Raw genomic sequence first — 25,269 nt, forward strand, 5'->3', positions numbered from 1 at the left:
TCAGTCGTCGTGATCACCCGGATGATGCGCTGGCCAGGCGTCGGACGAGGCGCGGCCGGACGGGGGCGGGGGGATTCGGTCTGGGTCCGATCTGCCGTCGTCGTCACTCGCTTCGCCACCTCACGCTGCGCCTGCCGACATCCGACGGCGGGCATCGTCTTTCAGACTGTACGGCGGATCGCGCCGATTTGACAGGTTGCCTTCGCCTTTCTACCACTGGACAACCGCGACCGTTTCCATACCCGTTTCGGCCACGACGTCGTCGGTCAATGTAGCGCAGCACCGCGAATGCGGCGTGAGACCCGGCGTCATGCGATGCGGTGCACGGTGCTCGTCACGCCGGCGATGATCCGGCTGTAGTCACGGGTCGGGTCACCCCCCAGAACCGCACCCCACGCCGGGACGAGCTCGGCGCCATACCGGTGGCCGTATCCGTCGGGCGGGTCGTGGCCCACGGCCATGTCCGTCGTGAGCTGCCAGAACGTCACGAACGGGATCCACGTGACGTCAGGATTGACGTCACGACCGCGCGGCTCGAGCAACCAGTCCGGCTCGGTGGCGAGCAGCGCCGGGTCCCACCACACGATCGGGTCCGACGGATGCTGCGCGTAGACGAAACGCGGGAACTGCCAAGAGCCGTACGGGCGCCCGTAGTAGTCGTGGGTCAGGTTCTCCGGCCCCGCCACGAAGCGGACGTGCCGCCCGTCGTCGACGACCGGCACGATCTCGGGCGAGCCCTCGGTGCGCCGTGCCGTCAGGCGAGCGGCGATGTCGGTGAACCGCGGAGTGCCGACCCAGACTCCACCGGCCGCGCGCTGCATCATGTCGGACACGTCGGTGAAGGCGGCTTGCCCGCCGTACGAGCCGAGCGACTCACCGCCGACGACGAGCTTCGGCCTCCGGCCCTCGGGCAGGTTCTGCAGGGCCGCGTAGACCTTGTCGAACAGGATCCGACCCGCGTCACTCGGGGTGTCCCGGTCGGTCATGATCGACATCGCGCTGGGCAGGTAGGAGTACTGCATCGAGGCCACCGCGCAGTCGCCGCCGGTGAGGTACTCGATCGACTGGACCGACCAGTCATCGACCCAGCCGGTACCGGTCGAGGTGAAGACCGCGAGGACAGACCGGTCGAACGCGTCGGTGCGGCCGAGTTCGGCGACCACCCGGTCGGCGACCTGCTGGAGCGCCTCGTTCGTGTGCCGCCCGGCGTAGACCCGGATCGGCTCGAGCGCCGGCTCCCCGGTCGCCGCCCGGATCTGCTCGGGGGTCGGCGCACTCGTGACGAAGACCTGGCCCTCATAGCCGAGCGTCGAGTACGCCTCGAGGGACTGGGGGCTGCCGGACTTGAGTGGCGACGCCGGCGGCACCACTCCCGGCGGGGGCCGCTCGTTGACCTGGGCCGCGACCGTCGCGAAGCGCTGCATCGCCCGGTGGAACAGGACGCTGTCCCCGACCCACGCGGCCACAGTCACCACGACCACCACGGCGCAGACCGACGCCATCGTCGTCGGCAGCACCTGCCCGACGGCCTGCGCGAGGCGGTGGGTCAGCCGCCTCAGTCCCCGGGCGAGCAGGATGAACACCGCGAGGATGAGCAGGGCGAGCACGACCGACCTCAACCAGTCGCGTGGTCCGGGCGGACTCAGGTGCACGTATGCCGCGGTCCGCCCTTGGGAGCGGACGTTGCCCACGGTCACCCACACCACCGCGGCTGCCGCGAGGGCGTGCCACCCGGTCCGGAACCACCACCCGGCCGCGCGGGACACCCGGATCTCGAGCCGGATGAGGCGGGCCAACCGCACGACGAGCCAGCCACCGACTACACCGATCGCGTAGCCCGCGCCGGCGCAGATCCCGCTGATGAGGCCCTGGTAGTACCACGTGCGCGGCAACAGGCTGGGAGACCACGAGACGAGGAAGAAGACCGCACCGAGATAGAGCCCGGGCACCGAGAGCCCCAGCACCGTGCGCCGCACGTGGTCGAGGACGATCCGCACGGGCATCTTCCCGACCCTACGTCACCGGCAGGCCGGTCCATGAGGGGTCGATGGCGACCTCGCGGGTCACGGCGCTCAAGCACGACGGGCTCGTTTTCGACGTGACCGACTCGGGCCCGGCCGATGGCGTGCCGACGATCCTCCTGCACGGCTGCTCCTGTGGGGCTCGCGCGATGTCACCCTCGGGCGCACCGCCGCGGAGTCGACCGCCGAGCACGTGACAGGACCGTACGCCTTCGTCGAGGTCGACGCCGGGCACTGGCTGCCGGGGACGCGGCCCGGCGACTGCGCCGTCGCGGTACTGGACAGGATTCACTCGCTCAGGTGACGCCGACCTACAGTGGGGCCGTGAAGATCGACATCTGGGCCGACATCGTGTGTCCCTACTGCCACCTCGGCAAGGCTCGCTTCGAGGCGGCCCTCGCCCAGTTCCCGCACGCAGCCGAGATCGACGTGACCTGGCACAGCTTCGAGCTCGACCGGTCCGCCGAGCCGATCGCCGAGGGCACCCTGTCCGAGGGACTCGCCGTCAAGTACGGCATCACCGACGATGAGGCCGTCGCCCAGCACGAGGCGATCGCGGAGCAGGCTCAGGAGCTGGGTCTCGACTTCCAGTGGCGCCGAGCCCGCCGAGGCAACACGTTCGACGCCCACCGGCTGGTCCACCTCGCCGCCGACCTCGGCCTCGAGCAGCTGATGCTCGAACGCCTCATGCGGGCCTACTTCACCGAAGGGGAGCCGATCGGAGACCGGGCGACGCTCGTGCGGCTCGCGGCCGAGGTCGGCCTCGACGCCGGCCGGGTCGCCACCATGCTCGACTCGGACGACTACGGCAACCACGTGCGCAGCGACGAGGCGACAGCGTCGATGATCGGCGTCACCGGGGTGCCGTTCTTCGTCCTAGACCGCAAGTACGGGGTGTCCGGGGCCCAGCCGGTCCCGGTCTTCGCGCAGGCGCTGCAACAGGCGTGGGACCGGCGCCACGAGGAGCCCGAGCCGGCGATGGCCGGTGGCGGGTGCTGCGGCGGGTCGTGTGGGTGCGGCGCCGGAGGGTGCGGCGACACCTGCTGACCCCTACCGTGGTTCGATGGCCCACCCGCAGATGTTCGACGCGTCCGACGGCCACCTGAGCCGCGTCCGGTCGGTCTGCCTCGCCCTCCCAGGGGCTGCCGAGAAGGTGGCGCACGGCCGCCCGAACTTCTTCACCACCAAGGTCTTCGCCGTCTTCGGCGGCTCCCTCAAGGGAGACCACTTCGCGCCGGTCGCGAGGCGCGCGTTGCTCTTCCTGCCCGATGCCGCGGAGCGTGCGGCGCTGGCCCAGGACGAGCGGTTCTTCGTGCCCGCGTATGTCGGACCGTCGGGGTGGCTCGGCCTGACGTTCCACGGCTACGGCCTCGAGGAGGTCGACTGGGGTGAGGTCGCCGAGCTCGTCGACATGTCCTACCGCAACACCGCCCCCGCCCGCCTCGTGCGTGAGCTCGACGCGCGATGACCGAGCGGCCCGGGCCGGACGGCCCCTGGCACAGCCAGGACAACCACCCCGTGCGCCTGGAGTGGGGACCGGTCGGGGCGGGCTTCCTCGTCGGGTATGCCGCTGCGCGCACCTCCGCTGTCATCGCCGTCGTCGTCGACGTGCTGAGCTTCACGACGTGTGTGTCCGTGGCCGCCGACGTGGGGACGACGGTCCTGCCGTACCGCTGGGGCGACCAGAGCGCGGCGGCCTTCGCCTCCTCACGGGGTGCGGCGCTGGCCGTCCCTCGCAGCATCGCTCCGCGAGCCGGCGGGATCTCGCTCTCGCCGCGCTCGATCCGCGAGGCGGGCGCGGTCGGCTCGCTCGTGCTGCCGTCGCCGAACGGCGCCACGACCGCTCTTGCCCTCGCCGACGCCGGAGCCACGGTCGTGGCGGCGTCACTGCGCAACGCGACCGCGGTCGGCCGGTGGGTGGCGCACCGGTTCCGCGCGAGTGCAGCGCCGCCAGCTCTCGTCCTCGTTCCCGCGGGGGAGCGCTGGCCGGACGGCTCGCTGCGACCCGCAGTCGAGGACGCCTGGGGCGCCGGCGGCGTCGCGGCGGCTCTGCTCGACTCGCTCGGGCACCAAGCCGGCCCGCTCCTGCTCAGCCCGGAGGTCGGGCTGGCGCTGGCCGGCTTCACATCGGTCAGAGACCGGGTCGACGAGGCCCTCGCGATGTGTTCGAGCGGACGGGAGCTCATCGAGCAGGGCTACGCCGAGGATGTCGCCGTCGCGGCCGAGCTCGACTCGAGCACGACCGTGCCGGTGCTGACCGAGGGCGCCTTCACCTCGGCCGGGCTTGCCTGACCCATCGACCGGCACGAGCAGGCTCGATCGGGGGCAGCTTGTGCCTGCGGAGCGTGTGCTGGTCGGTGCTAGTCGCGCTGCGCGGTCGCGCGGTGAGGAGCGCGACCTGCACCGCGACGAGCCAGGCGGTCACGAGCAGCAGGACGGCGACCGCCTGCCGCAGCTGGGGTGAACCGATCCTCAGGTCGAGCCCCAAGGTGCGGCCCACCCAGGCGAGCAGGCCGGAGGCGCCGGCCTGGAAGATGAGGCTCAACATGATCGTGCGCGGCCAGCCCACGGGGACTCCGAGCAGCCTGCGCACGATGAAGCTCACGAGCGCGACGTTGAAGACGGTGGCGAGAAGGTAGGTGAGGACGTCCAACTGTGTTCCTTCACGGATGGCCAGGGTTCTTGTCACCGGAGTACCCGTCCACCGACTGCGTCTGCGCGGGGACGGCGTCCCGAACAGTGTCGCACCCGAGCGCAGGAGCACACCGCGAGGGCATGATGAGGACGTGACCTCCGCGACCGCATCCGATCCCACGCCGGGGCTGCGACGCGGGCCGCGGAGAGCGACATACCACCACGGGGACCTGCGCCGAGCACTGCTCGACGCGAGCCTGGAGCTGGCCCGGCAGGGTGGACCCGACGCGGTGGTCCTGCGCGAGGCGACCCGCCGGGTCGGGGTCTCCGCGAACGCCGCCTACCGGCACTTCGCCGACCGTGACGCACTGCTCGCGTCCGTGGCCAGCCGGGCCCAGGCGTGCGCCGCGGACGTCATCGCCGAGGCGATCGCGGCCGTCCCGGACAGCGACGACCGGAAGTCCGTCGCGCGGCAGCGCTTCCGGGCGGTCGGCCTGGGGTACCTGCGGTTCGCCCTGACCGAGCCGGGCCTGTTCCGCACCGCCTTCGGGGTGCCGGCCGATCTGCGCCGCTCGAGCTCACCGGAGGCTGCCGGGCAGGGCGGCCGGACCCCGTTCCAGCTCCTCTCGGACCAGCTCGACGCCATGGTGGAGGTGGGCGCCCTGTCGGCCGAGCAGCGGCCGGGAGCCGAGCTGCTGGCGTGGTCGACGGTCCACGGACTCGCGATGCTCGCCCTCGAAGGCCCGCTCCGGGGTATGTCGGCCGGGGCGATCGAGCGGATCGCACCCCGTCTGGTCCAGATGGTCGACCTCGGTCTGGGCGTCGTCGAGGTCCCGCTCCCCGGCCGCTAGGGTGACCGTGTGACGACCCGTTCCGAGCAGCTGCGAGATGACTTCGAGCTCGTCACCGACGTGCCGGCCAGCTACCTCCCGCTCGGAGAAGGCCGATACGCCCCGACGATCCACGTCCAGGGTGCGTGGCGCGACGACGAGCAGCACATGGCCCCGGTCGGGGGCCTGATCGCCCACGCGATCGAGCGCCACGAGCCGCGCCACGGGATGCAGCTCGCACGGGTCAGCTACGACATCCTCGGGGTCATGCCGGCCCGGCCCAGCACCATCGAGGTGCGCACCCTCCGCCCCGGACGCACCATCGAGCTCGTCGAGGCGACCATGTCCGTCGAGGACCGGCCGGTCGTCCGGGCACGAGCCTGGCGGCTGGCGACCGGTGACACCTCCTCGGTCGCGGACCTCGAGCTCAAGCCGATGCCCGGGCCCGACGAGTTCCCGGCGTGGACCGGCATGAAGGTCTGGCCCGGTGGCTACATCCGCAGTCTCGACCTGCGCTCGGACCCCGCGCGACGACCGGGCCGTTCGCGGGTCTGGCTCCGCTCACCGAACACCCTGGTCGCCGGCGAGCAGGTAGCCCCGACCGCCGCGTTCCTCGCCTACGCCGACACAGCCAACGGCGTCGCCGTCCGGGTGTCCCCGGGCCAGTGGGCGTTCCCGAACGTCGATCTCACGATCCATCTCCTGCGCGAGCCGGTGCCCGGCTGGGTCGGCCTCGACACCCGAGTGAGCTTCGGCGACAACGGGATCGGTCTGACCTCGAGCGTCCTGCACGACGTGCAGGGCCCGGTGGGCACCGTCGAGCAGATCCTCACGATCCGGCCACTGCCCGGCGCCTGAGCCGCGGTTCTGCTGGCCAGACCGGGCTCCGCCCGGCAGAGTGTGACCATGGGCGACAGGAGTGACCATGGGCGACACTGACAACCGCACCCGGGTCGGTGACGGCGAGATCGCCGTGGACGACCGTTCTCACGGCGCAGACCGACCACGACATGACCCTTTCGATGACCCACCGCAGCCGCTCCGACCCGGCTTCTGGTTGACGGTGCTCGGCGGCTTCGTCGCGGTCCTGGCTCCGCTCATCGGCTTTCTCGGGGGGAGCATCTCCGGGGCCGGCAACGACCCGACCGGACGCCAGCTCGCCATCTGGCTGCTCGTGGGCCTCGTCATCGGCGGGCTCGGCGTCCTGTGCGCCTTCATCGGTGCGCTCCGGTGGTGGCGCGCCGCCGAGGAGTGACCGGCGCAGGGCCAGGTCAGCAAGGACGATCAAGTGCACGCCCCTCGGCGGCACGGACGATGATCGTGTGAGCATCGCAACCGACACTTTCACCGCCTGGCTCGACGTGCTCGTCGACACGCTCGACGAGCCCGGCCTGACCGGCGCGGAGATCGCGGGGCGGCTCCACCTGTCGCGGTTCCACCTCGACCGGGTCATCAGCGCAGCCGCCGGAGAGGCGCCCACCGCACTGCGGCGCCGCGTCATGCTCGAACGGTCGGCCTTCCGGCTCGCGACGAGCCGTCGCTCGATCCTCGACGTCGGCGTCGAGGCGGGCTACGGCTCGCACGAGGCGTTCACCCGGGCCTTCCGCAGGGCCTACGGGACGACGCCTCGCGACTGGCGCGCCCAGCCGGCGCGGATCCGGATCGAGTCGGTCAGCGACGTCCACTTCCACCCACCCGGCGGCATCCGCCTGCCGGCCCAGCAGAAAGTCACCGCCATGGACCTCATCCAGCGCATGGTCGAACACCACATCTGGCTGACCCGTCAGCTGATCGAGTGCGCCCGGGAGCTGACCGACGCCCAGCTCGACGAGCCCATCGTCCTCAGCGTCGAGGACGACCCCGACCCGTCCACCCTGCGACGGATCATCAGCCGCCTCGTCGGGCAGATGCAGATGTGGAACGCCTCGATGGCCAGCGAGGAGTACGACTTCGCGGTCGAGCACGGCGAGTCGCTGCTGTCGGCGCAGCGCCGCCTCGACGCGGCCGCCCCCGCGTTCCTCGAGAACGTCCGGCGGGCGATCGAGAACGGCGAGCTCGACGACGTCTTCGTCGACGCGACGTGTGACCCACCCTTCACGTGCACCTACGGCGCGATGGTCGCGCACGTGCTGACCTTCGCCGCGCATCGCCGCACGCTGGCGGTGCTCGCCCTCGACAAGCACGGGGTGAGCCGGCTCGGCTGGGGGGACCCGATCAGCTACCTCGACGCGCCCGCACGCTGAGCCCAGCGGCATACGCTCGGATCATGCGGCCCCAGTCAGCCACAGCCCGCGCCACGAGTGGTCACTCGACCGTCGCGCTGACCGACGCACCGAGACTGACGGTGCGGCTGACCGTGCAGAACTCCTCGTGCGAGCGCCGGACCATCGTCGGCAGGATCGCGCGCGCTGCGTCGCCGCCCTTGCCCTCGGGGAACCGGACCCGGAAGGTGATCTCGATGTCCTTGAGGTGGTTGCCCTGCTCGTCCTTGACCTTGTCGGCGGTCACCTCGATCTCGAAGCTCTCCGGCTCGGCACGTCGGGTCGTCACGGCGTCGACGTCGATGGCGGTGCATCCGGCGATCCCGGCGAGGAGCAGCTCGACGGGTGAGAGCTCGTCGGTGCCGCTGCTTGTCGTGATCGAGCCGCCCCGGTCGTTGCGCACGGTGTAGCGCCCGACGCTGTCGCGGGTCAGGGTGACGCGGCGCAGATCCTGGTCAGTCATGGGCACAGCCTCCCAGATGCGGGCCACCACGTCCTAGCGCCACGCCTCGGCGAGCAGCTCGTAGGAGCGAAGGCGAGCCTCGTGGTCGTGGGCTCCGCACGTGAGGATGACCTCCTCGACCCCCGTCGCGTCGGTGAACTCCTGCAGTGCGTCGCGCACCTGGCCGGGCGTGCCGACGAACGAGACCCGGACCATGTCGAGGACCGCCGCCTGCTCGGCCGGACTCCACGTCGCCAGGAGCGACTCCATGCTGTCGGCGGGCCCCGGTACGCCGCCACGGCGGCCGGTCACGATGCCGTGGAACCGGGCCAGCACCGAGGTGAAGAGCCGGCGGGCCTCCGACTCGGTGTCGGCGACCATGATGTTGGCGCCCGCCATCGTCCGCGGCGCCGGCAGTCCGCCCTGCTCCGGCGACGGCTGGAACTGCGTGCGGTAGACCTCGAGCGCGCTCAGGAGCATCCGCGGCGCGAAGTGCGACGCGAACGAGTACGGCAGCCCGAGCGCTGCCGCGACCTGGGCCCCGCCGTGGCTCGACCCGAGGATCCACAGCGGCACGTGGGTGCCCTCCCCGGGCACCGCCCGGACCGTCGCCGACGGGTCGGGCTCGCCAAGGTAGCCCCTCAGCTCCTGCACCTCGACGCCGAAGTTCAGGGCGGCCTGGGTGTCACGCCGCAGCGCCCGCGTGGTCTGCGGGTCGGTGCCCGGCGCCCGTCCGAGCCCGAGGTCGATCCGGTCCTCGTGGATCGTCGCGAGCGTGCCGAACTGCTCCGCGACGATGTAGGGCGCGTGGTTGGGCAGCATGACCCCGCCGGCGCCGACGCGGATCGAGCTCGTCCGGTCGGCGACGTGCCCGATCAGGACCGCCGTCGACGACGAGGCCACGCCCGGCATGTTGTGATGCTCGGCCATCCAGTACCGCCGGTACCCCCACTCCTCGGCGTGCTGGGCGAGATCGACCGTGCGTGCGATCGCCTCGGCGGGCGTCGAGCCCTCGTTGATCGGGACCAGGTCGAGGATGTCGAGGTCGGCGCGGTTCACGCCCAGGTCAACCGCGCGTTCGGGCCGTTTCTTCCGATGCGGCCGGTCCCCTTGCTACGAGGGCAGCTTCAGCTGGTGGAGCTGGGAGTCGTAGGTGGGGCAGAGCGCCTGCACGGCGGCATACATGAGCTTCTTGGTGCGCAGGCCGTCGCCGCTGTTCGGCAGTGGGGCACCCTGCGAGTCACGCGCGATCTCGTCGAGCGTGAGGCCGCCCGTCTTGAGGGCCCAGCAGGTCGTCGTCCCGATCTCGATGTCGTCGCCGACGCTCTGGCCGGTGACCGTCACGCCGAGGTCCTGCACGGCCAGGACGAACTTCGCCTCCTCGGCCGTGATGCTCGGGCGGGCGGACATGACGTCGGGCGGCAGGTCCCTCGCTGTCGGCTCGCTGCTGCAGGCCGTCAGCGCGACCAGGGCGATCAGGACGAGGACGCGGCGCATCGTGCCTCTCTCCGGGCTGTCTCTAGGCTGATCGGGTGACCGAGTCCCATCATCCCCGAGACGTGCGGCTCGCGCGGGAGGCGCCCCTCGCGCGTGGGGCCGTGGTGGCCTCGGTCTCGGCCCTCGTCCTCGGGTGGTGCTTCCTGCCACAGCTCCTCGGTATGTCGCTCAGCCTGCTCTCGCTCGCCCGTCGGGAGCGCGCGGGGCGGCGTCTCGCGCTGCTGGCCCTGGCACTGGGCGTGGGCCTGACCGTCATCTGGGGTGTCGTGCTCGGGCTGCTCGTCAAGTGGTGGGCCCGGACCCGGTGAGGCTGCGGTGCAACGGGTCCGCCGACTCGACCTCGATGTCGCGGACGAGCTCGCTCAGGCTCTCGAGGTCGCCGAGTGCGAACAGCTCGCCCGCATCGTCGTCGCAGAGCCCGAGTCGGGTCGTGGCGTGGCGCCACGCGGTGTCGGCGATCCCGTCCGGTGAGGTCGCGCGGTCCGGATCGAGCGGGTCGACGGTGTAGCCGCACATGACGAGGGCGTGTCCCGCGACACAGCGCACGGGACCGAACAGTCCGTCCGACTGCCAGGTCCGCTGGTCCCACTGCAGGGGGTGGTCGGCGACGAAGGCGAGCGCCTGCTCGAGCAGGGGGATGTCGGGTGTGCCGGGCCGGTCGAACCACGCGGTCGCCTCGATTAGACCGGGCTGGTCGGCCAGATGACCGCCCGGATCGGCGCCGAGGTCCGGCCCCGCCAAGCCGGACGAGAGCAACCGGGCGAGATCGGGCCGGGCGGGGGGATCGACCCGGGAGCCTGGATCACGGTCCTCGATCTCGTCGATGAGCGGCTCGGTGGGCAGCCCCACCCGGATCCAGTCGACGGCTCTGGCGAGGTCCTCGACCCGGGCCTGGGGGTGGACGAGCACCTCGAGGTCGTGCTCGCACACCCCGCACGCGATACAGACCGCGGCGAGGGCATCGGCCGAGTCGAGCCACACCGACCCGCTGGACCGGGTCCGGCTGGGCACCTCGATCTCGCCGAGGAACAGGACGTGCCCGAGGAACGACCGGGTCGTCCCACCGAGCGCCTGACGCTCGAGGCCGGGCGCAACCGACTGGTCCCACTCGAGGGGACGGTCGGCGACCCGGGCCAGCGTGTCGTCGAGCAGGGTCAGGTCACCGGCGGCGCCTCGTAGGTCATCGGGGTCGGCCCGGTTGGCGGGGCAGGACCCGTTGTCACACACGCTGCCATGGTGCACCTCGCCCCGCGCCTGGCGCAACGATGCCGCGGTGCGCGGCGAGCGGCATACGGCCCCGCACGAGCGTCACTGACTGTAGGTGGCGAGGAACTTCTCGAGACGCCCGACGGCGTCCTCCAGCTCGTCGACCAGCGGGAGGAAGACGATGCGGAAGTGGTCGTGCGTCGGCCAGTTGAAGCCCGTGCCGTGCACGACGAGCAGCTTCTGCTCGCGCAGCAGGTCGTACGCGAACTGCTCGTCGCTGACGAGGGGGTAGACCTTCGGGTCGAGCCGGGGGAAGACGTAGAGGGCGCCCTTGGGGATCGCACACGAGACACCGTGGATCTGGTTCAGCAGCTCGACGGCCTTGTTGCGCTGCTCGAGCAGGCGTCCACCGGGCAGGATGAGGTCGTTGATCGACTGCCGGCCACCGAGCGCGACCTGGATCGCGTGCTGGGCCGGGACGTTGGCGCACAGGCGCATGTTGGCCAGGACGTCAAGGCCCTCGATGTAGTTGCGCGCATGCTCCTTCGGGCCGGAGAGGGCGAGCCAGCCGGAACGGAAGCCGGCAACCCGGTAGGCCTTCGACAGTCCGTTGAAGGTGAGGCAGAACAGGTCGGGTGCCAGCGCAGCGACGGAGTGGTGCTTCGCGTCGTCGTAGACGATCTTGTCGTAGATCTCGTCGGACATGACGATCAGGTCGTGCCTGCGGGCCAGGTCGGCGATGGCCTCGAGGACCTCACGAGGGTAGACGGCACCGGTCGGGTTGTTGGGGTTGATGACGACGATCGCCCTCGTCCGGTCGGTGATCTTGCTCGCGAGGTCGTCGAGGTCGGGAGCCCAGTCGGCCTGCTCGTCGCAGATGTAGTGCACGGGCGTGCCGCCGGCCAGGGAGGTCGCGGCGGTCCAGAGCGGGTAGTCGGGAGCCGGGATGAGCACCTCGTCGCCGGTGTCGAGCAGCCCCTGCATCGCCATGACGATCAGCTCGGAGACACCGTTGCCGAGGTAGATGTCCTCGATGTCGATGCGTGGGAAGTCGCGCAGCTCGTAGTGCTGGGCGATCGCCCGCCGCGCGGGGACGATGCCCTTGCTGTCGCTGTAGCCCTGCGCGGTCGGCAGCGCCTGGATGACGTCGACGAGGATGTCGCTCGGCGCCTCGAAGCCGAACGGCGCCGGGTTGCCGATGTTGAGCTTGATGATCCGGTGTCCCTCGTCCTCGAGCCGTTTCGCCTCGGCCAGGACCGGGCCACGGATCTCGTAGCAGACGTTCTGGAGCTTGTGCGACTGGGTCACCGGGTGCATGGCGTCAACTGTCCCACCTCCCCACCGATCGACAGTGCACGTGTGCTGATCGAGAGTGCCCTTATCCGCTTCGAGAGTGCCCTTGTCCGGATCGAGAGTGCCCTTGTCCGGATCGAGAGTGCACCTGTCCGGATCGAGAGTGCACCTGTCCGGATCGAGAGTGCACCTGTCCGGATCGAACCGAGCGACATCATCGGCCAAAATACCCCCGCCTCGGGGCGCGTCGGGGCTGTTCAGGTGCACCGGCTCCCGCTTCAATGGGGAGTCGAGAATCCACCCAGGCATCGGAGGACAATATGGCCGGCACCGTGATCGAATCGCGTTCGATCGACGTGATACCGGGGACCGAACGCCACGGTTCGCCGATGAACCAGTTCACCCTGTGGCTCGGAGCCAACCTGCAGATCACCGCCATCGTCGACGGCTCCCTGGCTGTGGTCTTCGGCGCCGACGCGATCTGGGCGATCATCGGGCTGCTGATCGGCAACTGTGCTGGTGGCGTGGTCATGGCGCTGCACTCGGCCCAAGGGCCACGGCTCGGCCTGCCGCAGATGATCTCGAGCCGCGCCCAGTTCGGCGTGTACGGGGCGGTGATACCGCTGCTCTTCGTCATCCTGATGTACCTCGGCTTCACCGCCACCGGTACCGTCCTGGCGGGACAGGCCATCAACGCGTTCCTGCACGTCGACGCACCCGCGATCGGCATCGTCATCTTCATCGCGGTGGTAGCGGTCATCGCCATCGTGGGCTACAACCTCATCCACAAGGTCGGCAGGGTCGCCTCGATCCTGGGCATCGTCGGCTTCGGCTACCTCGCGATTCGGCTGTTCACCACGCACGACGTGCCGGCCGCCTTCGCAAACCCGTCGTTCGAGTTCGTGACCTTCCTGCTCTCCATCGCGCTGGGCGCCGGATGGCAGCTGACCTACGGTCCCTACGTCGCGGACTACTCCCGTTACCTGCCCGAGGAGACACCGGAGAAGGCGGTGTTCTGGGCCACCTGGGCGGGCAGTGTGGTGGGCTCTCAGGTCTCGATGACCTTCGGCGTCGCGGTCGCCGCGGTGGCCGGTGATGCCTTCCTCAAGAGCCAGGTCGGCTGGCTCGGTGGCCTCGCCGGCCCCGCCGTGGTCGCTGCGCTGATCTACCTGGTGATCGTCATCGGCAAGCTCACCGTGACGTGCCTGAACGCCTACGGCAGCTTCATGTGCGCCACCACGATCACGACCGCCGTCAGCGGAAGGCAGCGAGTGAGCGGCACCACCCGCATCGCGTTCATCCTGACCATGCTGGTGCTCTCGATGTTCATCGCGCTGTGGGGCAGCGCAGACTTCCTGGACAACTTCAAGAACTTCGTGCTCCTGCTGCTGATGGTCTTCACCCCGTGGAGCGCGATCAACCTGACCGACTACTACCTCGTCTCGAGGGAGAAGGTCGACCGGCCGGCGCTCTACGAGCCGGACGGACGTTACGGCCGCTGGAACGCGGCCGCGCTCACGACCTACTTCGTCGGCGTCATCGTCCAGATACCGTTCCTGGCACAGTCCCTCTACACCGGTCCGCTCACCGAGATGCTCGGCGGAGCCGACATCTCATGGATCGTCGGGCTCGTCGTTCCCTCGGTCATGTTCTATCTGTGGGGGTCCCGGACCAACGTGGCACCGGCTGCGATGGTCCCGATGCCGGGGGTCGTCACCAGTGCCACGCCCAACGACGACCTCACCGGCTCCGCCAGGGCGAGAGGAGGCAGGTGATCGGTGCGCGTCGCCTTGGCTAGATCGCGACGCTGCACTCTCGAACGAGATTGCTGCACTCTCGAACGAGATTGCTGCACTCTCGAACGGGAGTAGTGCACTCTCGAACGGGAGTAGTGCACTCTCGAACGGGAGTAGTGCACTGTCGATCAGGAGTAGTGCACTGTCGATCAGGAGTAGTGCACTGTCGATCGGGATCGGTGGGCCCAGCGCCAGCCGGCGCGGACGAGCAGGACCGTGGCCACGATGTCGACCGGGACGCCGATCGCGGTCGTCGTCAGTCCGAGGCTGTAGCCGTCGGGCAGCTGGGCGAGGCACAGCACCGTCGCGGCGACGGCGAGCCAGGTGTGGGTGCGCCACCGCGCGCCGTTGCCGTGCTGCGGAGCCACCGACACGGCCAGGACCGGGAGCACCCAGAGGAAGTACCAGCCGAGGAACGCGGGCGCGAGCACGACGACGGTGAGCAGGGCCCAGCCGAGGGCACGCACGACGAGGGCCCGGTCGGTCGCGAACCGCAGCGCGCGGAGCCAGATCACGACGAGCAGCACCAGCATCACCACGAGGCCGACCGCGCGCATGACGGCGATCCCGGTGTCGCGCCAGTCCTCGTGGCCCAGGACATGACCGACGGCTCCGATCGCCATGCCGAGCCCGGTCGGCAGCGAGGTCCACTGCTCGTTCTTGCCCGAGGTCGCGACCGGGTTCAGCCACGACCAGCCGAGGCCGGTACCGAGCGTGACCGCGACGACCGTCACACCCGTGGCGACCACCCCCACCACCGCCGGCTCGAGGTACTCCACGACCCGGTTCCGCCAGCGGAACACCTCGAACCGGGTCGATGACGTGGCGGGCAGGTGCGCGAGCAGCACGACGAAGGGCAGCGCGACGATCGCGGTCAGCTTGACCATCGCCGCGAGCCCGACCAGCACGCCCGCCCAGACGAGCCGCCGTCGCACCGCCAGCACCAGCGCACCGAGCATCCCGGCGACCATCAGCGCGTCGTTGTGTCCGCCGCTGACGAAGTGCGCGCCCACCAAGGGAGTCGCGACGCCGAGCCACGTCGCGTGCTCCGCCGAGACGACCCCGAGCCGGCCGGCGAGGTCGGCGACGGCCCAGGCGATGACGACGACCCCGAGCACGGCGACGAGCCGCAGGAGCAGCAGCGCAAGCCACAGGTGCCCGCCGGACACCGCCGCTACACCACGCGCCACCAACAGGAACACCGGCCCGTATGGCGCCGTCGAGTCGAGCCAGGTCGGCGCGGTCGAGACCCGCCACGGCAAGTCGAGCTCCCGGACCGTGTGGTCGTAGGGCGAGAGCCCCTCGTGCCAAAGCGCGCCTTGAGCGGCATACGAGTAGAGGTCACGGCTGTAGAGCGGCACGGACGCCACGAGCGGCAGGAACCACGCCCCCGCCGTGGCCCACCACCAGCGCAGGGACACGTCCGCGCCGCGCAGTCGCCACCACGCCAGGAGCAGCACCGCCATGGCGACGACGGTGACGAGGGCGGCGAGCGGCGACCCGCCCGACGGTGACCACCACTCGAGGCCCGGCCACAGGATCGCGGTGTGGCGTGTGGGCCGCGAGCCGGCACCCCACGACGCGGCGGCCAAGCCGACAGACGCCGCGACGCCGGTCCAGCGCCAGACGGCCGGACGGTGTCGGTCAGCCGTCATGCGTGACCGGCTCGTCGCCCCAGGCGAGCAGGCGCCATCCCGCGTCGGGGTCGCCCTCCATCGTGACGACGAGGGTGTTGTCCATGCGACGCGCATCGAAGAAGTCGACCGGCAGGCCGAGCGAGACCGAGCACCAGACACGCATCGCAGCGCCGTGGCTGACCGCGAGGGCGGACTCGTGCCCGTCGTCGGCGATCCGGCGGATCGCCCTCGTGTAACGCGTCATGAAGCCGACCCCCGAGTCCCCGCCGGGAATGGTCCTGGTCGGATCCTCGACCCACGCCGCGACCGCCTCGACGTAGGGGCCCCACTCCGTCGACATCTCGTAGTCGCCCGCCTGGATCTCACGCAGGCCGGGCCGGATGACGAGCCCCAGGCCGAGGGTGGCCGCGAGCGGTGCGGCGGTCTGCTGGGTGCGGACGAGGTCGGAGGTGTAGATCGCCCCGAGCTCCTCGTGCTCGAGGCGGTGGGCAAGGGCGACGGCCTGCTCGCGCCCGACCTCGGTCAGGTCGAGCCCGGGGCGGGCGGTGTCGAGCTGCCGCGCGACGTTGGCCGGGGTCTGCCCGTGCCGGACGAGGAAGAGTCGCATCACTGCTCCTTGACGGTGACGCCGGTCAGGCAGGTGAGGCCCTTGGCCGGCGCGGTGTGGAAGGCTTTCGCCTCGACCGGGACGCTCTGGCCGGGCGGCACCGTGACGGTGACCTCCTTCGTGAACACCTCGCTGAGGTCCGCGGTCTTGAGCAGCGTGATGCCCACGGTGTAGGTCTCGGGGGCGTCGTTCGTGTTCGTCACGGTGCCGGAGAAGCTCCATGAACTGCCCTGCGCCTCGCACGTCGCGCCGGTCAGCGCGGCGGACGCGTCGTAGAGGCTGTCGTCCGCCGGCGCGGAGGGGTCCGGCGCCGCCGTGTCAGGCCCGGTTGGGTCGAGGGGCGCGATCGTCGGCTGGATGACGACCTCGACCGTGGTCGGATTGCTCGGGGCGGGGCTCGTCGGCTGTCCGCAGCCCGCGAGCCCGGCGGCGAGGGCAAGCCCGAGCAGGACTCCATGTCCCGCTCGCAGCGTCGGTGGCATCGGTCGCGCCGCTCGCACACGCACTCGGCCTCCTCGCGTCGGGTGTCTCGCCATTGTGCAATGCCGGGCCGTGAGTCCGGGCTCCGGCACGCGGGTTTGGCACTGCTCAGCCGGACCACACGGCACGGGCCGCGACGGCCACGGCGATGACCGCGAGCCCGGCGAGCACCGCGAGGGAGTCGGCGAGACGCCACGGAGCATCCCCCGCCCACGTGCGGCGGTGCGCGCCCGCGAAGCCCCGCGCGTCCATGGCGAGCGCGAGGACGGCGGCCTGCCCGAGCGCCCCGACGAGCAGCCCGACGGTGACGGCGCCGAGCTCGCGCAGCTTCGCGACCGGACCGTGGTCGGCCCGGATGCCCCGCACCCGCCGGGTCGTCAGGAGCTCGGCCCACAACACGTCGAAGGACTGGACTCGTTGCAGCGCCGCCGTCGCCGCGACGACGACACGAGCCGGCAGATGCAGCCGCTGCGCGAGATGGTCGCCCAGCCGTTCCGGGTCGAGGTAGCCGACGACGAACGCCGACGGCACGACGAGGCAGGTGACTCGCAGCGCCGCCCCGGCCGCGACCTCGACGTCGCGTCCTCCGAGCAGCCACGCCGACCACCCGACCCCGACCACGGCGAGCAGCGCGGGTGCCAGGCGACGCAGCACGCCGGCGATCCGGCCGGTCGGGGCGCGACCTCGCCCGGGGGCGATCAGGCCGACCAGCCCGAGGAGCACCTCGGCGGCGAGAACGGCAAGCCCTTGTCGCCAGTTCTCGAGGAGCGCGGGCAGCACGAGGACGGACAGCGCGGCGAGCAGCAGTCCCAACGGGCCGACGCGCGAGATGAGGGTATGCCGCTGGGCTTCCTCCTGCTCGTGCGTCGTCTCCTGCGCGTGCGTTGTCTCCTGCGCGTGCGTTGTCTCCCGCGCGTGCGTTGTCTCCCGCGCGTGCCGGTGCGCCGAGCCGCCCTCGCCCCCTGGTGGGGAAGGGGATGCGGGCGGCTCGAGCCGGACGACGCGGCGGGCCCGGTCGATGACTCCGGCATCGTGGGTGGTGACCAGGACCCCCGAGCCCTCCCGTTCGGCGGTCGCCAGGACGCCCATGACGGCCGACCACGTCAGGCGGTCCTGTCCGACGGTCGGCTCGTCGGCGAGGACGAGAGCGGGGCCGTGTGCGATCGCGGCGGCGACGGCGAGGCGGCGCTGCTCGCCGCCGGAGATGTTGCGGGGATCGACGTCGGCCAGGTGTGCCAGCCCGAGGGTGGCCAGCAGGACATCGGCACGACTGGCCGACGCGGCCGGATCGAGGCCGATAGCGCGAGGCGTCGTGAGAACCTCGTCGCGAACGGTCCGGGCGACGATCGTCGTCGCGGCTCGCTGTGGCACCCAGGCGACGACACGAGCCAGGGCCTTCGAGCGCCAGCGGTCGGGTTGTGCGCAGGTGCACTGTCGATCAGGACAAGTGCACTCTCGATCGGGAGAAGAGCACTCTCGATCGGGAGAAGAGCACTCTCGATCAGGACAAGTGCACTCTCGATCAGGACAAGTGCACTCTCGATCAGGACAAGTGCACTCTCGATCGGGAGAAGTGCACTCTCGATCGGGAGGGGCGAGCCGGTCAGCGACCGTGACCTGCCCCGACGTCGGGGCGACCAGGCCCCCGGACGCGGTCAGGAGCGACGACTTGCCCGCCCCGCTGGGGCCGACGAGGGCGACGGTCTCTGCCGCCGCGACCGCCAGGCTCTCGTCCCGGACCGCGACGGTGACCCGAGAGCTCTCCCCGAGCCGGCGGCTGCGGTGCTGCACCGTGACGGACTGCGCGCTGACCACCGTCTCGCCGTCGGGGACGAGCCCCACCGCACCCCCAGAGGGTGGCAGGTCGATGACGAGGAGCTCGGGGTCGGGCACGCCCGGCACCCAGATGCCCTGGGCGGCAAGTGCCTCCCCCTGTTCCTGCAACACCGGCCCAGCAGGCCCGTCGGCGACGACCCCACCATGCGCGTCGAGCACGACGAGCCGGTCGACCTGGTCGAGCCAGCCCTCGAGCCGGTGCTCGACGACGACCACGGTGAGGTGGCGGCGGCGGGCGACCCGGTCGACCACCTCGCGGACCGTCGCGGCCGTCTCGGGGTCGAGCATCGCCGTGGGCTCGTCGAGCAGCAGCACGCTCGGCTCCATGACGAGTGCCCCGGCCAGGGCGAGCCGCTGAGACTCGCCGCCGCTCAGGGTCGCGGGTGAGCTCGTCTCGGGCATGGTGAGCCCGACCTCGGCGAGCGCCGCACTGACCCGGTCGGACATCCGCACGCGCGGCACCGAGACGTTCTCGAGGCCGAAGGCGACGTCGCGGCCGAGCGTCGAGGCGACCACCCCGGCGCCAGGGTCCTGCAGGACGAGGCCGACCGCCCCGGCCCGGTCCTGCGGCGGGACACCAGCGATGGTCACCGTGCCGGAGAGCTCTCCCGAGTCGGCGGTGAGCAGCAGGCCCGCAATGGCGCGCAGCAGCGTCGACTTGCCGGAGCCCGACGGTCCGGCAAGCAGGATGCGTTCGCCGTGCGCGATGGTCAGCTCGAGGTTCTCGAGGACCGGACGCGACCGACCGTACGGCCGCCAGGTGAGACCCCTCACCTGGACCGCTGCCGCAAGGCCCGGCCGCTGTGCCGCTTTCTCGATCTCGTCTCCCGGTTCGAGGTGCTGGATGCTCTTGGAGTCCTCGAGCTGCTCCGTACCCGCGGAGGACTTGCCAGCCTCGACCCGGGGGGACTCGGGCCGTGGCATGTCAGACCGCCTGTCGCTCCCGGACCTCCTGCCCCGGCGGGAAGGGGTTCAACGCCCCGGCTTTCGCCAGCAGCCGGGTCAGGCCCAGTGCCAGCAGCGAACCGAAGACCGCGACGCAGGCGCCGAACAGGAGCAGGTAGGCGAGCTTGTAGCCCCAGGCCCAGTCCTGCCAGTACGAGTACCACTCATAGACGGCCTCGAACGCGCCGCCGAGGAACCCGCCGACCAGCAGGGGTCCCCAGCGGAAGGCGGCATACCCGAAGGCGGCGAAGCCGAGCTCCACGCCGAGGCCCTGGACGAAGCCCGACACGAGGGTCGTCAGCCCCCACTGGGTGCCGATGAGGGCCGAGACGATCGCAGCGAGCAGCTCCGTGAAGACGGCCGCACCGGGCCGGCGGATGACGAGCATGCCGACGATCCCGGCAACGAGCCAGGGCCAGGCGAAGAGCGCCGCGAGCGGCGGAAAGGCAGCCTTCACGAACGTCGACGGCGCCTCGTAGATCAACCCCCAGCCCCAGTAGGCCACGCCGAAGGCGACGCCGAGAAAGGCGCAGGTGAGCAGGTCGATGGTCCGCCAGCGCCCAAGCGGGGCGGACGCGGTGATGTCCTTCATGGTGTTCGACAACTCCCGGGTAACTCAAGGATGGATACCGCGGGGAGGCACACAGCGGCATACGTCATGAATCATGAACGCAGCGACTGTGGGCCTGAGATGTCCCGACTTCCTTCGCCGGTGCTAACCGGAGCAGGTTCGAGGGTCTGCGGCGGGGGCCGCACTCTCAGCGCGTGACGCGCTCCCCTGTCGTGTGGTGGGGTCGTGCTGTTCAGTTGTGCTACTCCTGACTCTACTCTTGGCCCATGGAACAGTCACAGCACGAGGACACGAAGTCGTCCGGAGGGGCGCTCGGCAACGTCGTCTGGAAGGTCATGACGATCGTGGCGGCAGTTGTCGCCTCGAAGGTCGCCACCACCCTCGCGTCTAAGACCTGGGGGATCGTGACCGGCAAGCCTGTTCCCGTCAAGAGTGACTACGACAAGGAGCGGACCCGCGACGTTGTCGCGTACGCCGCCCTGTCCGCGATGTTCCTCACCGGGGCCAAGGTTTTCGCCGAGCGTAGGGCCGCGCAGTACTTCCGCGACTCGAGTGGGCACCTGCCCAAGCACCTTGTCGAGACGAAGCCGACCAAGCAGGAGAAGAAGGCGCAGAAGCGGCTCGAGAAGGCGCACAAGCAGGAGTCCGGCGAGCAGCAGCACGCTTCGTCACCTGCCGACTGAGCCTCGGTGCGGCGAGCCCCTTCCGGATGACGCCGTACCGTGATGTGCTGGGGGCGACCGGCACAGCAGGACCCCCAGGGAGGTAGGGATGAAGGCGAAAGTCGGAGACGCGATCACGATGACCACCGAGCGGGTCGGTCAGGTCAACCGTCAGGGAGTCATCCGGGAGGTGCACGGCGCGGACGGTGGGCCGCCGTACCTCGTCGAGTGGTCCGACGGGCACACCGGGCTGATCAACCCGGGACCCGGCTCGGTCAAGCGGATCGGCGAGCAGGCCGGCGGGAAGACGGCCACCTGAGGCCGGCGGCCTGAGGCGGTCAGGCGGCGCTCAGTGCGCCGAGGCGCCGATGACCCGCTGGATCGAGGCCCCGAGCAGGCGCCCCACGTCGCCGAGACGGTGGTGCCCCTCGGACACGACGAGCTCGCCGCCGACGACCACGGTCGACACGTCAGAGGCGACCCCGGCGTAGAGGATCTGCTCCGGGGCCGCCCCTGCGGTGTTGACCGTGTCGGTGCGCACCGTGATGAAGTCGGCGAGCGCTCCCTTGGACAGGTGCCCGCCGTCGGACCAGCCGAGCGCCCGGTAGCCGTTGAAGGTGGCCGCGAGGAGCAGGTCGGCGGGCGAGAAGCGGTCGCGCTCGTTGGACACCAGGCGCTCGTGCATCTCGAGTGCACGCAACTCCTCGAACGGGTCGATGACCACGTGCTGGTCGGTACCGAGGCTGATCGTCGACCCTGCGTCGTGCAGGGCACGTGAGGGGCCGATGCCGTCGGCGAGGTCGCGCTCCGTCGTCGGGCACATGCAGACGCCGGTCCCGGTGCCACCGACGAGCTCGATGTCCTCGTCCGTCAGGTGCGTCGCGTGGATCGCCGTCAGGCTCGAGCCGAGGGCACCGGCATCGGCGAGCAGCTGCGTCGGCGTGCGGGCGTAGTACATCTGGCAGGCGAGGTTCTCGCCGTGCTGCTCGGACAGGTGGATGTGCAGCGGGAGGTCGCCGGCGGCCGCGACGACCGTGGGCAGGTCCTCGCGACGGACGGCGCGCACGGAGTGGATGGCCGCGCCTAGCCGGACCCGGTCGGTCTCTGGGCGCCGGGCCAGCATCCTGGTGGCCCACGCGTCGACGGAGCCGTCGCTGAAGCGCAGCTGGCCGGGGTGCAGCTCGGTGTGGCCGTCACCCCTCAGCCCGCCCGCGAGGTAGCAGGTGTCGAGCAGGGTCAGCCGGAGTCCGGCCTCGTGTGCCGCGTGTCGCAGGGCGAGGCTCATCGCGTTCGGGTCACCGAACGGTTTCCCCCCGGGACGATGGTGCACGTAGTGGAACTCGCCGACCACGGTGATCCCCGCAGCGGCCATCTCGGCGTACACGGCCCGCGCGAGGGCGAAGTAGGTGTCCGGGTTCAGCTGTGCGGCAACGGCATACATCTGCTCGCGCCAGCTCCAGAAGTTGCCGCCACCACCGTTGACGCGGCCCCGGAGCGCCCGATGGAACGCGTGACTGTGGGCGTTGGCCATGCCCGGCAGCGTGACGCCGTCGAGCCACACGTCACCGGGCTGCGGGTTGACCCCGCTCTGGACCTCCTTGAAGATGCCAGCGGCCTCGACGAGACGCACCTGGTGAGCGAAACCGCTTGTCAACCAAGCGTACTCGCACCAGTATGCGGTCATCCCACATCGCCCTTCCATCGGCACAGGTCGGCGACGGCCATCGTCGGGCCGTGGCCCCATTCTCGCAGTCCGAGAGTCCGGCGTGGGGCGCCTGTGACCACTTGTTACGGTTGCGGGGCGCACGGGGTCGGGCTCGTGATGGGCGGTGACGACGTCATACGGCTCTTCGACGCCACGGTCGCCGACATCTGCGACGAGCAGACACGCCCGTCCTGACCCCTGCCGCCTCACCGTCCCGACCCGTCTCAGGGGCGAGACCCGAGCACCTTTCCGTGACCCGGCCCGCGGTCCTACGATCGTTGACAGACGTCACACGGAAGGCGACCCGATGGCGAACGCGCCGGCCGCGGCCAACGCCCTCGACGTGCTGGAGCACCTTTCCAGGCACGCGGAGCCGATGCCTGCGGCCGCGATCGCCCGTGACCTCGGGCTCCCCCGGTCGTCGGTCTACCACCTGCTCAAGGTGCTGGGCGGTCGCGGCTATGTCACGCACTACGGCGAGGATCGCCGGTTCGGACTCGGCTGCGCCGCCTACGAGCTCGGCTCCGCCTACCAGCGTCAGGCACCGTTGGCCCGGCTCGCACGGGCCGCGATGCGCCGCCTGGTCGACGAGGTCGGGCGCAACACCCACTTCGCGACGCTGGACGGGCGCGACGTCATCTACCTGCTCGAGGAACGTGCCGTCGGGCAGCCCACCCTCGTCACCGATGTCGGCGTCCGACTGCCTGCGCACCTGACCGCGAGCGGTCTCGCCATGCTGTCGGCTCTCCCCCAGTCGCGCGTCCGCGCGCTGTACCCCGATCGTGCCGTCCTCGTGCAGCGATGCGGCGGCGGGCCAGGGTCGCTGACCGAGCTGCGCGCCCTGCTCAGCCGGTCGCGGATGGACGGGTTCGCCCGCGAGAACGGCACCGTGACTGCCGGCCTCTCCTCGGTCGGGGTGCCCGTCCTCGACCGGTCCGGGCGACCGCTCGCGGCGATCGCGGTGACATTCCGCTCCGAGGACGGGTCGGCCGAGCAGATCGCCGAGTTCGTCGCCCGGACGAGGAGCACTGCCGCGGACATCGGGCGTCGGCTCGGACCCACCCGTCCGTGACGGGTATGCCGCTCACCCACCTTCGGGGTCGTCCGTAGGCTTGGGCGCATGCGCGCCATCACGATCCCGCAACCGGGTGAGGCAGACGTCCTCGTGGTCTCCGACGTCGAGGCGCCCGCGCCGCTGCCGGGTGAGGTGCTCGTCGACGTCGTGGCCGCCGGCGTCAACCGGGCGGACATCATGCAACGCAAGGGCTTCTACGACCCACCCCCCGGCGCCTCGCCCCATCCGGGCCTCGAGGTGAGCGGCCGGATCTCCGAGCTCGGCGAGGGTGTCGAGGGCTGGCAGGTCGGCGACGGGGTGTGTGCCCTGCTCAGCGGTGGCGGCTATGCCGAGCAGGTCGCCGTCCCCGCCGGGCAGCTGCTGCCCGCGCCACGTGGCGTGCCCCTGCAGGACGCGGCCGGACTGCCCGAGGTCGCCTGCACGGTCTGGTCGAACGTCTTCCTGACCGCCAACATCCAGCCGGGCCAGTGGCTCCTCGCCCACGGCGGGGGCTCGGGCATCGGGACCATGGCGATCCAGCTGGCCAAGGCCGTCGGGGCTCATGTCGCCGTCACCGCCGGCACCCCGGAGAAGCTCGACGTGTGCCGCCAGCTCGGCGCCGAGGTCCTCGTCAACTACAAGGAGGACGACTTCGTCGCGGCGGTGCGCACCGGGACCGGCGGCCACGGCGCCGACGTCATCCTCGACACCATCGGCGCGAAGTACCTCGCCCGCAACCTCGAGGTCCTGGCAGTCGGCGGCCGGCTCGTCGTCATCGGGCTCATGGGGGGTCGCCGTGCCGAGCTCGACCTCGGCATGCTCCTGGCCAAGCGGGCTGCCGTCATCGCGACCGGGCTGCGGGCACGGCCTGCGGCGGAGAAGGCCACGATCGTCGCGGCCGTCCGCGAGCACGTCTGGCCGCTGATCGAGTCCGGTGTCGTGCGGCCCGTCATCCACTCACGGCACCCGCTCGAGAAGGCAGCCGACGCGCACCGAGAGATGGAGGCCTCGACCCACATCGGCAAGATCCTGCTGACCATCTGACCATCTGACCACCTGACTCGCTGGGCGCGGAACCGTCTCGGGACGGACACACGACCGCCACGAGCAGGCTGGGCGGCATACCGTTGTGGGTTGGCCTCTTCATCCGGAAGGGCCCTGAACACTGCAGGAGGTTGAGGTGTTCATTCAGGTCATCCAGGGAATGTGTCACGACCCCGACATGCTCCACCGCCAGATGGACGGCTGGCGCGACCGGCTCGAGAGCGGGGCCGAGGGCTTCCTCGGCGGCACGTACGGAGTCACGGACGACGGCGAGTTCCTCGGCGTCGTGCGGTTCGACTCGAAGGAGGCGGCCCAGCGCAACAGCATCAGGCCCGAACAGGGCCAGTGGTGGGCCGAGACCGAGACGTGCTTCGACGGACCGGTCACCTTCCACGACTGCAACGATGTGGTCATGATGATGGGCGGCGGGTCCGACGACGCCGGGTTCGTCCAGATCATGCAGGGCCAGCTGACCGACCCGGCGAAGTTCCGCGACGTCATGAACCAGCCGATGGACATGCTGCACACCGCACGACCCGACATCATCGGTGGCACCGTCGCGATCGACGACAACGGCTTCTTCACCCAGACGATGGCCTTCCGCACGGAGTCGGAGGCCCGCGAGGGCGAAGGCATGGACATGCCGGCCGAGATGCGTGAGCAGATGTCGCAGCTCGACGGGGTCATGGGCGAGGTCAGCTACCATGACCTGCACCACCCGTGGTTCGAGACGGCCGGCGCTCGCTGA

At 70.8% G+C, this 25,269-nt stretch carries 27 protein-coding genes and 1 riboswitch; of the genes, 14 read left to right on the plus strand and 13 right to left on the minus strand.

Annotation, left to right across the window (positions count from 1 at the left end; all coding sequences use genetic code 11):
• Nucleotides 1-308: 308 nt before the first annotated feature.
• Nucleotides 309-2,003, minus strand: a complete 1,695-nt coding sequence (locus L0H79_RS05240; protein WP_301483505.1) for an alpha/beta-hydrolase family protein — start codon at nt 2,001-2,003, stop codon at nt 309-311.
• A 342-nt stretch (nt 2,004-2,345) separates the two neighbouring features.
• On the opposite strand from L0H79_RS05240, the gene L0H79_RS05245 reads away from it, so the two are divergent.
• The 3 genes from L0H79_RS05245 to L0H79_RS05255 are packed head-to-tail and all read left to right on the plus strand — an operon-like array spanning nt 2,346 to nt 4,313.
• Nucleotides 2,346-3,068 (plus strand): DsbA family oxidoreductase, encoded by a 723-nt coding sequence (locus L0H79_RS05245; protein WP_301483506.1) that lies wholly within the window; start codon nt 2,346-2,348, stop codon nt 3,066-3,068.
• 16 nt (nt 3,069-3,084) lie between these two features.
• Nucleotides 3,085-3,489, plus strand: a complete 405-nt coding sequence (locus L0H79_RS05250) for an MmcQ/YjbR family DNA-binding protein (RefSeq protein WP_301483507.1) — start codon at nt 3,085-3,087, stop codon at nt 3,487-3,489.
• Nucleotides 3,486-4,313 (plus strand): 2-phosphosulfolactate phosphatase, encoded by an 828-nt coding sequence (locus L0H79_RS05255; protein ID WP_301483508.1) that lies wholly within the window; start codon nt 3,486-3,488, stop codon nt 4,311-4,313. The genes L0H79_RS05250 and L0H79_RS05255 overlap by 4 nt, the downstream gene beginning before the upstream one ends.
• Here L0H79_RS05255 and L0H79_RS05260 read toward each other — a convergent pair.
• Nucleotides 4,291-4,674 carry a hypothetical protein gene (locus L0H79_RS05260; protein WP_301483509.1) on the minus strand — a complete coding sequence of 128 codons (384 nt, stop codon included), beginning with the start codon at nt 4,672-4,674 and terminating at the stop codon, nt 4,291-4,293. The genes L0H79_RS05255 and L0H79_RS05260 overlap by 23 nt on opposite strands.
• 133 nt (nt 4,675-4,807) lie before the next feature.
• Between L0H79_RS05260 and L0H79_RS05265 the strand changes: the two genes are divergently transcribed.
• From L0H79_RS05265 to L0H79_RS05280, 4 genes are all read left to right on the plus strand, one after another.
• Complete coding sequence (locus tag L0H79_RS05265; RefSeq protein ID WP_301483510.1) at nt 4,808-5,506, plus strand: TetR/AcrR family transcriptional regulator; 699 nt, start codon at nt 4,808-4,810, stop codon at nt 5,504-5,506.
• A gap of 9 nt (nt 5,507-5,515) precedes the next feature.
• Nucleotides 5,516-6,343 (plus strand): thioesterase family protein, encoded by an 828-nt coding sequence (locus L0H79_RS05270; RefSeq protein WP_301483511.1) that lies wholly within the window; start codon nt 5,516-5,518, stop codon nt 6,341-6,343.
• Nucleotides 6,344-6,410: 67 nt separating this feature from the next.
• The gene (locus L0H79_RS05275) at nt 6,411-6,740 is read left to right on the plus strand and encodes a hypothetical protein (protein WP_301483512.1); all 330 of its coding nucleotides are present in this window, start codon (nt 6,411-6,413) and stop codon (nt 6,738-6,740) included.
• A 67-nt stretch (nt 6,741-6,807) separates the two neighbouring features.
• On the plus strand, nt 6,808-7,728 hold the full coding sequence (locus tag L0H79_RS05280) for a helix-turn-helix transcriptional regulator (protein ID WP_301483513.1): 921 nt from the start codon (nt 6,808-6,810) through the stop codon (nt 7,726-7,728).
• 61 nt (nt 7,729-7,789) lie between these two features.
• On the opposite strand, the gene L0H79_RS05285 is transcribed toward L0H79_RS05280, so the two are convergent.
• From L0H79_RS05285 to L0H79_RS05295, 3 genes are read right to left on the minus strand one after another with little or no spacing between them, the layout of a single operon-like run.
• Nucleotides 7,790-8,209, minus strand: a complete 420-nt coding sequence (locus L0H79_RS05285) for an OsmC family protein (RefSeq protein WP_301483514.1) — start codon at nt 8,207-8,209, stop codon at nt 7,790-7,792.
• Between the two features lie 33 nt (nt 8,210-8,242).
• Nucleotides 8,243-9,247 carry an LLM class flavin-dependent oxidoreductase gene (locus tag L0H79_RS05290; protein WP_367652432.1) on the minus strand — a complete coding sequence of 335 codons (1,005 nt, stop codon included), beginning with the start codon at nt 9,245-9,247 and terminating at the stop codon, nt 8,243-8,245.
• Nucleotides 9,248-9,301: 54 nt separating this feature from the next.
• Entirely contained in the window at nt 9,302-9,685 is a 384-nt protein-coding gene (locus L0H79_RS05295; protein WP_301483516.1) for a DUF732 domain-containing protein, read from the minus strand.
• A gap of 35 nt (nt 9,686-9,720) precedes the next feature.
• Here L0H79_RS05295 and L0H79_RS05300 point away from each other — a divergent pair, with 35 nt between their 5' ends.
• Nucleotides 9,721-9,993, plus strand: coding sequence for a hypothetical protein (locus tag L0H79_RS05300; RefSeq protein ID WP_301483517.1), 273 nt, complete (start codon nt 9,721-9,723; stop codon nt 9,991-9,993).
• Here the strand turns inward: L0H79_RS05300 and L0H79_RS05305 are convergent.
• Together L0H79_RS05305 and L0H79_RS05310 are read right to left on the minus strand one after the other, a co-directional pair.
• The gene (locus L0H79_RS05305) at nt 9,968-10,912 is read right to left on the minus strand and encodes a hypothetical protein (RefSeq protein WP_301483518.1); all 945 of its coding nucleotides are present in this window, start codon (nt 10,910-10,912) and stop codon (nt 9,968-9,970) included. The genes L0H79_RS05300 and L0H79_RS05305 overlap by 26 nt on opposite strands.
• Nucleotides 10,913-10,993: 81 nt before the next feature.
• Nucleotides 10,994-12,208, minus strand: a complete 1,215-nt coding sequence (locus tag L0H79_RS05310; protein WP_301483519.1) for a pyridoxal phosphate-dependent aminotransferase — start codon at nt 12,206-12,208, stop codon at nt 10,994-10,996.
• A gap of 296 nt (nt 12,209-12,504) precedes the next feature.
• Between L0H79_RS05310 and L0H79_RS05315 the strand changes: the two genes are divergently transcribed.
• Nucleotides 12,505-13,959, plus strand: coding sequence for a cytosine permease (locus L0H79_RS05315; RefSeq protein ID WP_301483520.1), 1,455 nt, complete (start codon nt 12,505-12,507; stop codon nt 13,957-13,959).
• Between the two features lie 170 nt (nt 13,960-14,129).
• Here the strand turns inward: L0H79_RS05315 and mptB are convergent, their stop codons facing one another.
• The 5 genes from mptB to L0H79_RS05340 all read right to left on the minus strand — a co-directional run bounded on the left by mptB (nt 14,130) and on the right by L0H79_RS05340 (nt 20,077).
• Complete coding sequence (gene mptB, locus L0H79_RS05320; RefSeq protein WP_301483521.1) at nt 14,130-15,635, minus strand: polyprenol phosphomannose-dependent alpha 1,6 mannosyltransferase MptB; 1,506 nt, start codon at nt 15,633-15,635, stop codon at nt 14,130-14,132.
• Entirely contained in the window at nt 15,625-16,224 is a 600-nt protein-coding gene (locus tag L0H79_RS05325) for a histidine phosphatase family protein (RefSeq protein ID WP_301483522.1), read from the minus strand. Before L0H79_RS05325 ends, mptB begins: the two co-directional genes overlap by 11 nt.
• Complete coding sequence (locus L0H79_RS05330) at nt 16,224-16,730, minus strand: hypothetical protein (protein WP_301483523.1); 507 nt, start codon at nt 16,728-16,730, stop codon at nt 16,224-16,226. The genes L0H79_RS05325 and L0H79_RS05330 overlap by 1 nt, the downstream gene beginning before the upstream one ends.
• 82 nt (nt 16,731-16,812) lie before the next feature.
• A complete protein-coding gene (locus L0H79_RS05335; RefSeq protein ID WP_301483524.1) occupies nt 16,813-19,464 on the minus strand; it encodes an ATP-binding cassette domain-containing protein in 2,652 nt (883 codons plus the stop codon).
• A gap of 1 nt (nt 19,465) precedes the next feature.
• A complete protein-coding gene (locus tag L0H79_RS05340; protein ID WP_301483525.1) occupies nt 19,466-20,077 on the minus strand; it encodes an ECF transporter S component in 612 nt (203 codons plus the stop codon).
• 92 nt (nt 20,078-20,169) lie between these two features.
• Nucleotides 20,170-20,275: riboswitch (TPP riboswitch) on the minus strand.
• A gap of 47 nt (nt 20,276-20,322) precedes the next feature.
• Here L0H79_RS05340 and L0H79_RS05345 point away from each other — a divergent pair.
• Entirely contained in the window at nt 20,323-20,739 is a 417-nt protein-coding gene (locus tag L0H79_RS05345; protein ID WP_301483526.1) for a DUF4235 domain-containing protein, read from the plus strand.
• A gap of 88 nt (nt 20,740-20,827) precedes the next feature.
• The gene (locus tag L0H79_RS05350) at nt 20,828-21,037 is read left to right on the plus strand and encodes a DUF1918 domain-containing protein (protein ID WP_301483527.1); all 210 of its coding nucleotides are present in this window, start codon (nt 20,828-20,830) and stop codon (nt 21,035-21,037) included.
• Nucleotides 21,038-21,067: 30 nt separating this feature from the next.
• Here the strand turns inward: L0H79_RS05350 and L0H79_RS05355 are convergent, their stop codons facing one another.
• Nucleotides 21,068-22,462, minus strand: coding sequence for a formimidoylglutamate deiminase (locus tag L0H79_RS05355; protein WP_367652433.1), 1,395 nt, complete (start codon nt 22,460-22,462; stop codon nt 21,068-21,070).
• A 268-nt stretch (nt 22,463-22,730) separates the two neighbouring features.
• On the opposite strand from L0H79_RS05355, the gene L0H79_RS05360 reads away from it, so the two are divergent.
• The 3 genes from L0H79_RS05360 (at nt 22,731) to L0H79_RS05370 (ending at nt 25,269) form a co-directional block, all read left to right on the plus strand.
• Complete coding sequence (locus tag L0H79_RS05360; RefSeq protein WP_301483529.1) at nt 22,731-23,495, plus strand: IclR family transcriptional regulator; 765 nt, start codon at nt 22,731-22,733, stop codon at nt 23,493-23,495.
• A 48-nt stretch (nt 23,496-23,543) separates the two neighbouring features.
• Complete coding sequence (locus L0H79_RS05365) at nt 23,544-24,521, plus strand: NAD(P)H-quinone oxidoreductase (protein WP_301483530.1); 978 nt, start codon at nt 23,544-23,546, stop codon at nt 24,519-24,521.
• A gap of 136 nt (nt 24,522-24,657) precedes the next feature.
• Nucleotides 24,658-25,269, plus strand: a complete 612-nt coding sequence (locus L0H79_RS05370) for a hypothetical protein (protein ID WP_301483531.1) — start codon at nt 24,658-24,660, stop codon at nt 25,267-25,269.

Origin of the sequence: Intrasporangium sp., assembly GCF_030452765.1 — a bacterium.
In the GTDB taxonomy this organism is placed as follows: Bacteria; Actinomycetota; Actinomycetes; order Actinomycetales; family Dermatophilaceae; genus Intrasporangium_A.

What these genes read in the sequence shown, in the direction of transcription:
- L0H79_RS05240 (WP_301483505.1), bottom strand. Translation starts at nt 2,003, where the DNA reads ATGCCCGTGCGGATCGTCCTCGACCACGTGCGGCGCACGGTGCTGGGG.
- L0H79_RS05250 (WP_301483507.1), top strand. Translation starts at nt 3,085, where the DNA reads ATGGCCCACCCGCAGATGTTCGACGCGTCCGACGGCCACCTGAGCCGC.
- L0H79_RS05255 (WP_301483508.1), top strand. Translation starts at nt 3,486, where the DNA reads ATGACCGAGCGGCCCGGGCCGGACGGCCCCTGGCACAGCCAGGACAAC.
- L0H79_RS05275 (WP_301483512.1), top strand. Translation starts at nt 6,411, where the DNA reads ATGGGCGACACTGACAACCGCACCCGGGTCGGTGACGGCGAGATCGCC.
- L0H79_RS05285 (WP_301483514.1), bottom strand. Translation starts at nt 8,209, where the DNA reads ATGACTGACCAGGATCTGCGCCGCGTCACCCTGACCCGCGACAGCGTC.
- L0H79_RS05295 (WP_301483516.1), bottom strand. Translation starts at nt 9,685, where the DNA reads ATGCGCCGCGTCCTCGTCCTGATCGCCCTGGTCGCGCTGACGGCCTGC.
- L0H79_RS05310 (WP_301483519.1), bottom strand. Translation starts at nt 12,208, where the DNA reads ATGCACCCGGTGACCCAGTCGCACAAGCTCCAGAACGTCTGCTACGAG.
- L0H79_RS05315 (WP_301483520.1), top strand. Translation starts at nt 12,505, where the DNA reads ATGGCCGGCACCGTGATCGAATCGCGTTCGATCGACGTGATACCGGGG.
- mptB (WP_301483521.1), bottom strand. Translation starts at nt 15,635, where the DNA reads ATGACGGCTGACCGACACCGTCCGGCCGTCTGGCGCTGGACCGGCGTC.
- L0H79_RS05325 (WP_301483522.1), bottom strand. Translation starts at nt 16,224, where the DNA reads ATGCGACTCTTCCTCGTCCGGCACGGGCAGACCCCGGCCAACGTCGCG.
- L0H79_RS05335 (WP_301483524.1), bottom strand. Translation starts at nt 19,464, where the DNA reads ATGCCACGGCCCGAGTCCCCCCGGGTCGAGGCTGGCAAGTCCTCCGCG.
- L0H79_RS05340 (WP_301483525.1), bottom strand. Translation starts at nt 20,077, where the DNA reads ATGAAGGACATCACCGCGTCCGCCCCGCTTGGGCGCTGGCGGACCATC.
- L0H79_RS05345 (WP_301483526.1), top strand. Translation starts at nt 20,323, where the DNA reads ATGGAACAGTCACAGCACGAGGACACGAAGTCGTCCGGAGGGGCGCTC.
- L0H79_RS05350 (WP_301483527.1), top strand. Translation starts at nt 20,828, where the DNA reads ATGAAGGCGAAAGTCGGAGACGCGATCACGATGACCACCGAGCGGGTC.
- L0H79_RS05355 (WP_367652433.1), bottom strand. Translation starts at nt 22,462, where the DNA reads ATGGGGCCACGGCCCGACGATGGCCGTCGCCGACCTGTGCCGATGGAA.
- L0H79_RS05360 (WP_301483529.1), top strand. Translation starts at nt 22,731, where the DNA reads ATGGCGAACGCGCCGGCCGCGGCCAACGCCCTCGACGTGCTGGAGCAC.
- L0H79_RS05365 (WP_301483530.1), top strand. Translation starts at nt 23,544, where the DNA reads ATGCGCGCCATCACGATCCCGCAACCGGGTGAGGCAGACGTCCTCGTG.